This is a genomic window from Hyphomonas oceanitis SCH89 (assembly GCF_000685295.1).
Taxonomy (GTDB): domain Bacteria; phylum Pseudomonadota; class Alphaproteobacteria; order Caulobacterales; family Hyphomonadaceae; genus Hyphomonas; species Hyphomonas oceanitis.
This window is the reverse complement of the sequence record NZ_ARYL01000056.1, coordinates 1-11,697: the sequence shown is the minus strand read 5'-3', so window position 1 is coordinate 11,697 and position 11,697 is coordinate 1. Positions and strand designations below refer to the sequence as shown.

Sequence of the window (11,697 nt, the reverse complement as noted above, 5' to 3'; positions counted from 1 at the left end):
ATCGGCGCACCTCGGAACTGATCAAGTATGCTGCCAACGCCTTCCTCGCTGTGAAGATCACTTTCATCAACGAAATGGCGGACCTGTGCGAGAAGGTTGGCGCCAATGTGCAGGAAGTGTCACGCGGTATCGGCCTCGACAACCGTATAGGCAGGAAGTTCCTGAATGCGGGCCCGGGCTATGGCGGCAGCTGCTTCCCGAAAGACACGCTCGCACTCAGCAAGACGGCAAATGATGTCGGCGCGCCGGTGCGTATCGTCGATACGGTCGTCGAAGTGAACAAGGCGCGCAAGAAAGCCATGGCTGACAAGGTCATCGCGGCCATGGGCGGGGACGTGAAAGGCAAGACGATTGGCGTTCTGGGCCTTGCGTTCAAGCAGAACACCGATGACATGCGCGATGCGCCAAGCCTCGACATCCTGCCTGCGCTGATGGCGGCAGGCGCAAAGGTCCGCGCCTATGATCCTGAAGCGATGACCGAAGCGGCGAACCTGCTGGAAGGTGTCGTGTTTGCCACCAGCCCGTATGATGCCATTCAGGACTCAGATGCCATGGTCATCATCACCGAGTGGGACCAGTTCCGAGCGCTCGACTTTGATCGTGTGAAAGCTGCGCTGAACACGAATATCGTGGTAGACTTGCGCAATATCTATTCTCCGGAAGACATGGCGGCCCGTGGCTTCGCCTACACGTCGATCGGCCGCCCGTAGCTTTCGGGCTTATGACAGCGGACCACTCTTAGTTCGGAAATAGTCCAGCGTGCCACGTGTGATAATCGCATCCGTCTGGATGGTCTCATCTGGTTCAAGGTCGTGCTTGATTTTGACGTCGCCATACACACTCCCGAAGTCCTTGTAGCAGGCCTCTAGCAACGCCTCGAAACTGTCGATGACAAAATAGGTCTGCTGGAAATCGTCGATGATGTATTTTGTGCGCATGATGCGGGCGAGGTCAAAACCGATCCGGTTCGGGCTGTCGTCTTCCAGCGCAAATACCGTTTCATTCGGGCTGGAGAGAATGCCGGCGCCATAGATGCGCAATCCGCCTGCTTCGCGAATCAAGCCGAATTCCACCGTGTACCAGTAAAGCCGCGCCAGATTGTGCAGCTGGCTGAGTTGCATCGCCCGCTGACCGCCCTTGCCATAGGCTTCCATGAAGTCGGCGAACACAGGATTGGCCAGCATGGGCACATGTCCGAAGATATCGTGGAAGATATCCGGTTCCTGCAGGTAGTCGAACTCCGCTTCAGGGCGGATGAAGGCGCCTGCGGGGAAGCGGCGGTTGGCCAGATGATCGAAGAAAACCTCATCAGGCACCAGCTCAGCCACCGGCACCACGCGCCATCCCGTGATGGCCTCAAGCCGGTCTGACAGCTGTTCCATGTCAGGAATACCGGAGGCCGAAAGCTGCAGCGCAGCCATGGCATTGAGCGCCGTCTGGGAGGCCCGGCCTATTGTCACTTCCAGCTGGCGCCGGAACAGCCTGTCCCACCTGTCGTGTTCGGCAGCAGAATAGGAGGCCCAGTCCTGGTCGATCGTGAAGTCCGCTGCGCGAGGCGCACCTGCATAGCGGTTCTTGGGGGCATCTTTTGTATCAAGAGTCATTGCGGCTTCCGGTTTGGCTCGGGCGTCATGTTCAAATTCGGCCGACCATTTCTGATGATGTCATCTTAAGTGATGTGTCTCGTCAAACAAAGTTTCAATTGCAACTAATTTCATTTTCCAGTCTCTGCGAGCGATGCTTGCCTGAAATGCCTTCAGCGCCGTATTGAGATGACGCAATCTGAAGGAGAATCGCCTGACACGCCCTGTCCCGGAATTTTCGATTGTGATCGTCAACTATAATGGCGGCGATTTCATACAGCAGGCATTGGACTCGCTGGCTTCCCAGACACGCCTGGATTTTGAAGTGATCCTGGTCGATAACGCCTCAAGCGATGGCTCCATCGATTGGCTCGACACATCCCGTCTGCCCTCATTCAAGCTGATGGCTGAGCCGGTCAACCATGGCTTCGCCGCTGCCAATAACATTGCCGCACGGAAGGCAACCGGGAAGTGGCTTGTCTGCCTCAACCCGGATGCTACTGCGCGGCCCGACTGGTTGCAGAAAATTGCCGAGGGCCACGCGCGCCATCCCGAAGCGCGCATGTTTGCCTCTACCCAGTTTGACAAGATGGATCCGTCTCGGCTCGACGGCGTTGGCGACGCCTATCTGATCCTCGGCATCCCATGGCGCGGCGGCTTTGGACGACCCGCGACCGAGTTGCCCGGAGAAGGAGAATGCTTCAGCCCATGCGGCGCTGGCGCCGTGTTCGACCGTGAGCTGTTCCTCGCATATGGCGGGTTTGACGAATCCTTCTTCTGCTTCTGCGAGGACGTTGATCTCGGCTTCCGGTTGCGACTGGCCGGCGAGATCTGCGTGTTCCTGCCAGATGCCATCATAGACCATGTCGGCGGTGGCCTGTCAGGCCGGGTCAGCGATTTCGCAACCTATCACGGCGCCCGCAATAGGGTCTGGACCTATGCCAAGAACATGCCTGCGCCGCTGTTCTGGCTCACCCTGCCCGGCCATGTCGCGCTGTCGGCCTATATCCTTTTGCGCGGCGTCATGACGGGCCGGGTCACCCAAACCTGGCTTGGCATGCGCGATGGCGTCCTTGGCCTTCCGGCATTGCAATTGCGTGAGAAGAACAGGCCGCGCCGTAAAGTGTCGCTTTGGGCCCTGGCACGCGCCATGGCGTGGAACCCGTTTCGCATGAGCCAGAGAAAGGCGCATGTGCGCGAATTCACATCGACAAAATCAGATCTGGGGCTGCCGCGCGCCTGAGGATTTTCAGAACTTTTGAAATGCTCGTCGCAACTCAATCGTGCTGACGACATTATTGCTTACATACGACTTCATGCCATCCGGCTTATTATTTACGCGTTGAACTAGTGCGGATAACTACCGCTTCGACGCGCGAAGTTTTCGCCATATTCTGGCGTATCGCCGGCTCCTAAGAACGGACCTTTCAGGCTTGCCGTTCGAATCGCCCGCACCAGATTAGATACAGCCCCGATTGCGGACATGTAGTGGTAGAACGTACTCGCTGGAGCGGGATTATCTGTCGCTGCTCCATCCGCATTATACGAATCCTGCCAGATACCGGGGACGTCAGTATTCAGATATGTGTCCAGAAGAGTCTCAATGACGAATGTCGCGTGATCTAAAGCCGGCGCGTATCCTGCTTGGGCGAGCACAGTGGCAGCTTTGATATATTCGGTCTGGGGCCACGACCGGCGTGTTCGCCGCAGCGGCGTTCCATCCGCACGCACTTCATCTATCAGAAGGCCCGTCGCCGGATCTAATCCGATTTCGCGCGCTTTCAGGTAAAGGCGTTGAGAATATGTTCCTACTGACCGACCGGATTGTTTGGCATACTGGTCTACGAGCCAGGCCCATTCCATCATGTGACCAGGTTCGATCCGGCCCCCTTGCAAGGGATCGGGCTGCCAGTCTTGAGTAAAATACTCAATGATGCATTCGCTCTCGCTATTGAAAAAGTGAGCCTCGAACAGATGGAAAATACGATCTGCCAGACTTAGGTATCGCGCAGCTCCTGAAGCCTCATGCAAGGCGAGAAAAGCTTCAAATAGATGCATATGTGGGTTCTGGCGGCGAGGTAACCTGTCCGGGATACTCTCGATGTACCCGCCCTCAGGAGAGGCCATCTCCTTCTCCAGAAATGCTATTTCCCTGTCAGCAGCCTCAAGCCATTTCGAGTCGCCGCTCAATCGGAAGCGCCAAGCGAGCGCCAACAGATAAAAGGCCTGTGTGTACAGGTCCCGTGTCGAATCGAGCATGCTTCCATCGGCGCTCAACAAAAGTGCACAACCGCGCTCCTGCGTGAGGTCGTCTGCATCGAAGCTATCGGCAATCGCCTGCGTCATCGCCTGCTCTGCCGTCTCTAACAGATCGGTACTTAGGCCTAGCAAATGGGAGTGGGCGAGCGAATAATACTGCCGAAATTGTACACGCACACGTCGATGGACCTCAACTTCCGCAAGGCCCTGTTGCGAAATCTGCTCGACAAAACGACGCTCACTATCAATGCCGCGCGACGACCACATTGGTAGCGCGGCACTGCTGCACCAACTCGTCAAACGGTCCGCTGCGGCAAGAAACTTGATCGGCATCTTCGGTTCAACTCTCCCTTGAATGCGCATTACAGCAAGAGGCTTGGCGCGTCGTAACTGATACCTACAAATTGTTCATTCGAAGGCACCTGGATCACACCTACTGAGTGGTTTGATAAGTCGCAAGTGCGATTGGCAATCGCCTCATGAAAGAACGGAATAACAGGCAGACTTTTGCAGATACTAGGGCAGTATGCTTCCAATCCTGTGTGCACAGAAGCGCTGCTGAGCAGCCAGCTCAGCGAAGTGTCATATGGCAAGTGGTTGGGTCTTCGTTTAAGGAAAGCCACTGCACAAATTTAAAGCACGCAGCAGACTGTAATGAGTCGTGTCTTGCGCATGCCCTTAGCGGCTCGTATTCGCCGATCATCTAAACACAGCAAGCAGGTTACCCTTTGTCCCTTCCCTTCATAGACCTCCAAGCGCAACGGAAACGAATCGAATCACAAATCAACACGGCCATCCAGGGTGTTGTTGAAAGCGGCCGCTATGTGCTCGGTCCTGAAGTCACCGAACTTGAAAAGCAGCTCGCTGCATGGTGCGGCGCCAGCCACGCCGTCAGCTGCGCAAATGGGACGGATGCCCTCGCCCTCGCTCTGATGGCATGGGGCCTGAAGCCGGGCGACGCCGTGTTCTGCCCAAGCTTCACTTTTGTTGCGACAGCGCAGGTTGTGCCCTGGCTCGGCGCGACCCCCGTCTTCGTGGATATCGACGCCGCAACCTACAACATGGCCCCGGCCAGCCTGCGCGCAGAGATCGCGTCCGTGAAGGCGGCCGGCAAGCTGAACCCGAAAGTGGTGATCGCGGTCGACCTGTTTGGGCAACCGGCAAACTACCCTGAAATCAAGGCGATTTGTGACGAGTTCGGTCTCAAGCTGATTGCCGATACAGCCCAGGGCTATGGCTGCACGCTGAACGGCAAGCACCCCTCCGACTGGGCCGATATCGCAACGACCAGCTTCTTCCCGGCCAAGCCGCTCGGCTGCTATGGCGATGGCGGCGCGATCGTTACCAATGATTCAGCGCTGGCCGAACTCATCGAGTCCCTTCGGGTTTACGGCAAGGTCACGCCGTCGGATGCGGCCACACGCAAGTTCCACCATGACCCGAAATACCTGAGCCTGCGCGTCGGCATGAATTCACGCCTCGACACGATTCAGGCAGCCATCCTGCTCGAAAAGCTGAAAATCTTTGCCGACGAGATCGAGCGGCGGCAGGTGGTGGCCGACAGATATTCCAAGGCGCTTCGTGGGGGCATCAAGAGTGTTCCGGCGGTGACTGAGGGCGGCCGCTCGGTATGGGCGCAATACGTTATCGAGCATGACAACCGCGACGGCCTGCAGGCCCACCTGACGGCGCAGGGCATCCCGAGCATGGTCTACTATCCTGTGCCAATCCACCAACAGGATTTCGCGCTCCGGTTTGCGCCCGCCGAGGGCCACCTGAGCGTGACAGAAGCAGCAAGCAAGCACGTTCTAGCGCTGCCCATGCACCCCTATCTGCAGCCCTCGGACCAGGACCGCGTCATCGACGCCGTCCTCAGTTTCAACGGCTAGACCGGACCGATTCCAAACGGAATTTAACACGCTGCGTGGCACTTGCCGCGTTGCCTTCGGCTGCCTGTCATGCTAACCCACACATAAACATATAAAGGAACATTGATATGGCTCACGACTATCACGTCGCCGACATCAAACTGGCTGAATACGGCAACAAGGAAATCGCGATTGCCGAAACCGAAATGCCAGGCCTCATGGCCGCGCGCGAAGAGTTTGGCCCGACGCAGCCTCTTAAAGGCGCGCGCATCTGTGGTTCGCTCCACATGACGATCCAGACCGCAGTGCTGATCCAGACACTTGAAGCCATTGGCGCACAGGTGCGCTGGGTTTCGTGCAACATCTACTCGACGCAGGACCATGCGGCCGCCGCCATTGCGGCGAACGGCACGCCCGTCTTTGCTTACAAGGGCGAGACGCTGGAAGAATACTGGGACTATACCGACCGCATGTTCCAGTGGCCGGACGGTGAAGGCCCGAACCTGATCCTCGACGATGGCGGCGACGCCACGATGTACCTGATCCTCGGTGAGCGCGCTGAAACCAACCCAGCCTTCCTTGAAAAGCCAGGTTCGGAAGAAGAGAAATTCCTCTTCGCGCAGATCAAGAAGCGCATGAAGGCTTCACCCGGCTGGTTCGCTAAAACCAAGGCTGGCATCCGCGGCGTCTCCGAAGAGACAACGACCGGCGTGAACCGCCTCTACCAGCTCGAAAAGAAGGGTGAACTCCCCTTCCCTGCCATCAACGTCAACGACTCGGTCACCAAGTCCAAGTTCGATAACAAGTATGGCTGTAAGGAATCACTCGTTGACGCGATCCGTCGCGGCACGGACGTCATGATGGCCGGAAAGAAAGCCTTCGTCGCCGGCTATGGCGATGTCGGCAAAGGCTCAGCCGCTTCGCTCTCAGGCTCCGGCGCCCGCGTTTCGGTCTCCGAAGTTGACCCGATCTGCGCCCTTCAGGCTGCAATGGACGGCTATGACGTGCTCACGATGGAAGAGGCTGCTTCGAAGTTCGACATTTTCGTCACCGCGACCGGCAACAAGGACATCCTCACCGTCGACCATATGCGCGCGATGAAGGACATGGCCATTGTCTGCAACATTGGTCACTTCGACAACGAGATCCAGGTCGAAAGCCTGCGCAATTTCGAATGGACGAACATCAAGCCGCAAGTCGACATGATCACGTTCCCTGATGGCAAGCGCATCCTGCTGCTCTCCGAAGGCCGCCTCGTGAACCTTGGCAACGCCACTGGCCACCCAAGCTTCGTGATGTCCGCCTCGTTCACCAACCAGACGCTGGCACAGATCGAACTTCACCTGCGCGCCGACGAATACGAGAACAAGGTCTATACGCTGCCCAAGCACCTCGACGAGAAAGTGGCCATGCTGCACCTCGACAAGCTCGGCGCCCAGCTGACCAAGCTTTCGGAAGGCCAGGCCGACTATATCGGCGTGACGACCGAAGGTCCGTTCAAGCCAGAACACTACCGCTACTAGGCTGGAGCGGCAAAAGCATTGAGCCAGGAGCATATCCTCACGCTTTCCTGCCCTGACAGGGTGGGTCTGGTCGCGACACTCGCGCGGCTGATGGAACGGCATGGCTGTTTCATCGCCTCGTCGCGCACCTTTGGTGATCCCGATACTGGCCAGTTCTTTGCCCGCCTCGTCTTCCAGTCGGAAGGCGGCGATGATGTGCCCGCTGGCCTTAAGGCCGACCTTGAGAATGCCGCATGCGAGCTCTCCGCCACCTGGGGCATCCACACGGTCGGCCAGCCGGTCAAGACACTGTTGCTGGTCTCCAAGTCTGACCATTGCGCCAACACACTGCTCTATGGTGCCCGGCGCGGCGAACTGCCAATCGAGCCGGTTGGCATCCTGTCGAACCATCGTACACTCGAAGAGGGCTTCTCGCACTGGAGCCTGCCATTCTTCCACGTACCCGTTACCGCCGACACGAAGGCCGACGCCGAAGCCAGTATGTTCGCGTTGATCGAAGAGACCGGCGCGGAACTCATTGTGCTTGCGCGCTACATGCAGGTGCTCAGCAATGAGGCCTGTACGCGCCTTGCCGGTCGCTGCATCAATATCCACCATTCCTTCCTGCCGAGCTTCAAGGGCGCCCAGCCATACCATCAGGCGCATGCGCGCGGCGTTAAGGTGATCGGCGCGTCGGCTCATTATGTAACGCCCGATCTCGACGAGGGCCCGATCATCGCTCAGGCGACTGAGGGTGTCGATCACACTTATAGTCCGGCCGACATGATCGAACTTGGTCGCCACCTTGAAGGCACGGCGCTGCTACGCGCCGTAAAGGCCCACGCCGAACACAGAATATTCATCAACGCTGGCAAGACGGTTGTCTTTGCCCGATAGTCCCCAACGCGACGCTTGCGAGGAAATAGAAAATGAAAATGAACGACTTTGAATTCACCAGCGAAAGCGTTGCCGAAGGTCACCCGGACAAGGTCGCCGACCAGATTTCCGACGCCATCGTCGACCTGTTCCTGACCAAGGACCCGTCGGCCAAGGTCGCGGTTGAAACGCTGACCACGACCAACCGCGTCGTCCTGGCCGGTGAAGTGCGCACCAATAATGGTTCGGTCATCACGCATGACGAGATGATCCAGGCAGCCCGCGATGTCGTGAAGAAAATCGGCTACGAGCAGGAAGGCTTCCATTGGGAAAAAATGGATGTCAGCTGCTATGTGCACGGACAGTCTGCCGAGATCGCGCAAGGCGTTGAAGAAGGCCAGGGCCTGTACGCCGAAGAAGGCGCCGGCGACCAGGGCATCATGTTTGGCTATGCCGCCGACGAGACGCCTGAGCTTATGCCTGCCACGCTGGTCTATTCCCACCAGATCCTTCAGAAAATGGCCGCCCTGCGTCACTCCGGCGCGCGCCCTGAATTCGAGCCTGATGCCAAGAGCCAGGTCACGCTGCGCTATGTCGACGAGAAGCCTGTCGGCGTGAACGCGATCGTCGTCTCGACCCAGCACAAGGCCTCCGCAACGCTCGAAGAGCTGCGCGAACTCGTTCGTCCGATCGTGCAGGAAGTCCTCCCCGAGGGCTGGTTCCCGCCCGAAGACAAGTTCTACGTCAATCCGACCGGCAAGTTCGTCATCGGCGGCCCGGACGGCGACGCTGGCCTTACCGGCCGCAAGATTATCGTCGATACCTATGGCGGCGCGGCCCCGCATGGCGGCGGCGCTTTCTCCGGCAAGGACCCATCCAAGGTCGACCGCTCGGCCGCCTATGCGACGCGCTATCTCGCCAAGAACGTTGTCGCATCAGGCCTTGCCAAGCGCTGCACGATTCAGGTCTCCTACGCCATCGGCGTGTCGCAGCCCCTGTCGGTCTATGTCGACACTCACGGCACAGGCCTCGCCGACGAAGCCCGCATTGCCAAACTGCTGCGCGAGCTGTTCGACCTGTCGCCAAAGGGCATCCGCACGCACCTGAAGCTGAACAACCCGATCTATGCCGGCACGGCTGCCTATGGCCACTTCGGCCGCACACCGGGCGCCGATGGAACGTTCACGTGGGAAAAGACAGATCTCATCGACGAGCTCAAACGCCTGATCAATTGAGCCCGACCCATATTACCCGGGGGCTTCACAGCAAATCTGTGCGGTCATACGAATTGGGCATATTGGCCGCGGCCTTCACATCATGGGGGCAGCGGTAATGATGGCAGCTCGTAGGAGAGTTTGAGGTCTGCAATCGCCGAGCAGGGGCTGACAGATTCTATTTTGGATCGCGGTATTTTCGCAGGGCGCTGCCTTGCATCGAGATCGGCTCTAGATCAAAAGATAAGCTCGACTGGCAAACTGGCGGATAACCCAATCATGACATGCGTGGCCAACATGAACGATTCCAATCCAGTCATTCTGATCCCCGTGCTGGATGATTGGGACAGTTTGGATGTGCTTCTTGCCAAAATCGGCGATACTGTCCTCCCCGCGGAGCGCAAAGTGGACGTCATTGTTGTCGATGACGGTTCGAGCCGTGTCCCTGAAATGAATCCTGCGCGTGTCACGGGGACAATCGATTCGGTTCGGGTGCTCAGCCTGAAGGCGAACCAGGGCCACCAGCGCGCCCTCGCGCTCGGACTGGCGCATGTCTACAATGAGATGTCGCCGGAATTCGTGATGGTGATGGACAGCGACGGAGAAGACCAGCCGCAAGACCTGCCCAAGCTCGTGGCGGCCTTCGAGGAGCAACCCGATGCGATTATCGTCGCGCAATGCCAGCGCAGGTCGGAGGGATTGGTCTTCAGGCTGTTCTATCAGCTCTACAAACTGATGTTCATTGGTCTGACCGGCAAGCTGATCTCATTCGGCAACTTCTCGCTAATCCCGGCCGCGAGGCAGGGCAACGTGATTTTCAATTCCGGGGTCTGGAACAATTTCGCCGCGACGATCCTGAAGTCACGGGTGCCTATCGCCTTTGTCCCGACCCACCGGGGGACGCGCTATCACGGCAAGTCGAAAATGAATTTCACCTCGCTGATGATCCACGGTTTCAGCGCAATGGCGATTTTCAGCGACGTCGTCATCGGACGGCTGATTTTCCTACTGTCTGTCCTGTCGGCCTTCGTCATCCTGATTATCGCGGCCGTCGTGGTTATCAAGTTTGGGACCACGACCTTCGTGCCCGGTTACGCGACGAACATTATTCTTTTCCTAGTCTCATGCCTCTCCCTGTCCATGCTGACAGGCTTTCTCATGATCCTGTCCCTGCTCGCCCGGCGTGAGCAGGCCTCGGCCCTGCCTACACAGATGGTAGCATACCTGGTCCGCGATGTGATCCACGTAGCGCCGGTTGTGTCCGCTGAGCTTGCCCCGGTATGAACCGCCTGCCCCGGCTACTCAGGTCTGAGCTGTCTCTGCGGGCAGTTAGGTTTTTCTTTGTTGGGCTCGTCGGCACCGGCGCTTACGCGCTTATCGGCTATTCTCTGATCTTGTCGGGCATGGCCGTGATCATTGCCCACATCATCGCCAGCGTGATCAGCCTGATGGTCTCGTACATGGCGCAGAAAATCGTGACATTCAGAGTCCGCGGTCAGCACCAGCGGATGGGGCCCAGATATGCAATTTCTACAGCGGTTCTGATAGCAGCACAATTCATTCTTGTTTGTATATTGAAATTTTTCTGCTTCGAAAACGAGATCATCCTTGCGGTAAATATACTCTTCGTACCGCCTGCTAGTTTTTTGATTCACAATTTCTGGACCTTTAACCGCCCCGGTGGGGAGGACACTGTCGCCAACGAAGTCTAGAGCACCGGGCGCTTACACTGCAACATAGTTTGCGGCCTTGAAGAAGTTCCAGCATTCATTTGGCGTGAAGAGCGCGCAGATGTCACCGATAGCGTTTGTGAGATCTTCGAAGGTTCTGGCAGCCACGGCCCTGAGATGCGCTTTGAGTTTCGAGAAGGCCATCTCGATCGGGTTGAGATCGGGAGAGTATTTCGGGAGGAAGAGGAACCAGGCCCCGCGCGCGGCGAGCGCGTCTGCCGCGCGTTGGCTGTGGTGGACGCTGAGGTTGTCGAGGATGACGACGTCACCTGGGGCGAGGGTCGGCGCGAGTTGGGTTTCGACATAGATGTCGAAGGCTGCGCGGTTCATAGCGCCCTCGACGATCCAAGGCGCGGTGAGTGCCCCGCAGCGCAGCCCTGCGATGAAGGTTTGTGTTCCCCACTTTCCGAAGGGAGCGCTGGCCTTGAGGCGTGTGCCGCGCAGGGATCGCCCGCGAAGCCGGCACATGTTGGTCTTCACGGCGTTCGGCTGGCAATCGGCATGCGATTGCTTGTCAGCCTTACCATCAATGAACACCAGCCGCCCGGGCTGAGCCTGCATCGCGGGCTGGCGATAATGTTTCCAGTCCGCCCGGGCCGCTTTCACATCAGCGCGCTCTTGTTCCGCCGCCAGCAGCGTTTAATGGGATGGTCCGCCCCGTCTCC

At 58.0% G+C, this 11,697-nt stretch carries 10 protein-coding genes and 1 pseudogene; 8 read left to right on the top strand and 3 right to left on the bottom strand.

What is annotated here, in order from left to right; genetic code table 11:
- A partial coding sequence (locus HOC_RS19180) for a UDP-glucose dehydrogenase family protein (protein WP_035541588.1) occupies positions 1-710 on the top strand: 710 nt, incomplete at its 5' end.
- A gap of 9 nt (positions 711-719) precedes the next feature.
- On the opposite strand, the gene phhA is transcribed toward HOC_RS19180, so the two are convergent.
- Positions 720-1,604, bottom strand: coding sequence for a phenylalanine 4-monooxygenase (gene phhA / locus HOC_RS19175; protein WP_035541587.1), 885 nt, complete (start codon positions 1,602-1,604; stop codon positions 720-722).
- 178 nt (positions 1,605-1,782) lie between these two features.
- Between phhA and HOC_RS19170 the strand changes: the two genes are divergently transcribed.
- Positions 1,783-2,826, top strand: coding sequence for a glycosyltransferase family 2 protein (locus tag HOC_RS19170; protein ID WP_338390462.1), 1,044 nt, complete (start codon positions 1,783-1,785; stop codon positions 2,824-2,826).
- 104 nt (positions 2,827-2,930) lie between these two features.
- On the opposite strand, the gene HOC_RS19165 is transcribed toward HOC_RS19170, so the two are convergent.
- Entirely contained in the window at positions 2,931-4,175 is a 1,245-nt protein-coding gene (locus HOC_RS19165; RefSeq protein ID WP_051625122.1) for an AGE family epimerase/isomerase, read from the bottom strand.
- Between the two features lie 395 nt (positions 4,176-4,570).
- On the opposite strand from HOC_RS19165, the gene HOC_RS19160 reads away from it, so the two are divergent.
- The 6 genes from HOC_RS19160 to HOC_RS19135 all read left to right on the top strand — a co-directional run bounded on the left by HOC_RS19160 (position 4,571) and on the right by HOC_RS19135 (position 11,014).
- Positions 4,571-5,731 carry a DegT/DnrJ/EryC1/StrS family aminotransferase gene (locus tag HOC_RS19160; protein WP_035541584.1) on the top strand — a complete coding sequence of 387 codons (1,161 nt, stop codon included), beginning with the start codon at positions 4,571-4,573 and terminating at the stop codon, positions 5,729-5,731.
- Positions 5,732-5,838: 107 nt separating this feature from the next.
- Positions 5,839-7,233 carry an adenosylhomocysteinase gene (gene ahcY, locus HOC_RS19155; RefSeq protein ID WP_035541581.1) on the top strand — a complete coding sequence of 465 codons (1,395 nt, stop codon included), beginning with the start codon at positions 5,839-5,841 and terminating at the stop codon, positions 7,231-7,233.
- An 18-nt stretch (positions 7,234-7,251) separates the two neighbouring features.
- Positions 7,252-8,109, top strand: a complete 858-nt coding sequence (locus tag HOC_RS19150) for a formyltetrahydrofolate deformylase (protein ID WP_035541579.1) — start codon at positions 7,252-7,254, stop codon at positions 8,107-8,109.
- Between the two features lie 32 nt (positions 8,110-8,141).
- Positions 8,142-9,323, top strand: coding sequence for a methionine adenosyltransferase (gene metK / locus HOC_RS19145; protein WP_035541577.1), 1,182 nt, complete (start codon positions 8,142-8,144; stop codon positions 9,321-9,323).
- A gap of 258 nt (positions 9,324-9,581) precedes the next feature.
- Positions 9,582-10,586 (top strand): glycosyltransferase family 2 protein, encoded by a 1,005-nt coding sequence (locus tag HOC_RS19140; RefSeq protein ID WP_051625121.1) that lies wholly within the window; start codon positions 9,582-9,584, stop codon positions 10,584-10,586.
- Entirely contained in the window at positions 10,583-11,014 is a 432-nt protein-coding gene (locus HOC_RS19135; protein ID WP_035541575.1) for a GtrA family protein, read from the top strand. The genes HOC_RS19140 and HOC_RS19135 overlap by 4 nt, the downstream gene beginning before the upstream one ends.
- 12 nt (positions 11,015-11,026) lie before the next feature.
- Here HOC_RS19135 and HOC_RS19130 read toward each other — a convergent pair.
- Positions 11,027-11,671 (bottom strand): annotated as a pseudogene (locus HOC_RS19130) (IS630 family transposase); the annotation flags it as partial.
- Positions 11,672-11,697 lie beyond the last annotated feature (26 nt).

Bases quoted from the DNA above. Each gene is read 5' to 3' on its own strand.
- phhA (WP_035541587.1), bottom strand. From the start codon at position 1,604: ATGACTCTTGATACAAAAGATGCCCCCAAGAACCGCTATGCAGGTGCG.
- HOC_RS19165 (WP_051625122.1), bottom strand. From the start codon at position 4,175: ATGCCGATCAAGTTTCTTGCCGCAGCGGACCGTTTGACGAGTTGGTGC.
- ahcY (WP_035541581.1), top strand. From the start codon at position 5,839: ATGGCTCACGACTATCACGTCGCCGACATCAAACTGGCTGAATACGGC.
- metK (WP_035541577.1), top strand. From the start codon at position 8,142: ATGAAAATGAACGACTTTGAATTCACCAGCGAAAGCGTTGCCGAAGGT.
- HOC_RS19140 (WP_051625121.1), top strand. From the start codon at position 9,582: ATGACATGCGTGGCCAACATGAACGATTCCAATCCAGTCATTCTGATC.
- HOC_RS19135 (WP_035541575.1), top strand. From the start codon at position 10,583: ATGAACCGCCTGCCCCGGCTACTCAGGTCTGAGCTGTCTCTGCGGGCA.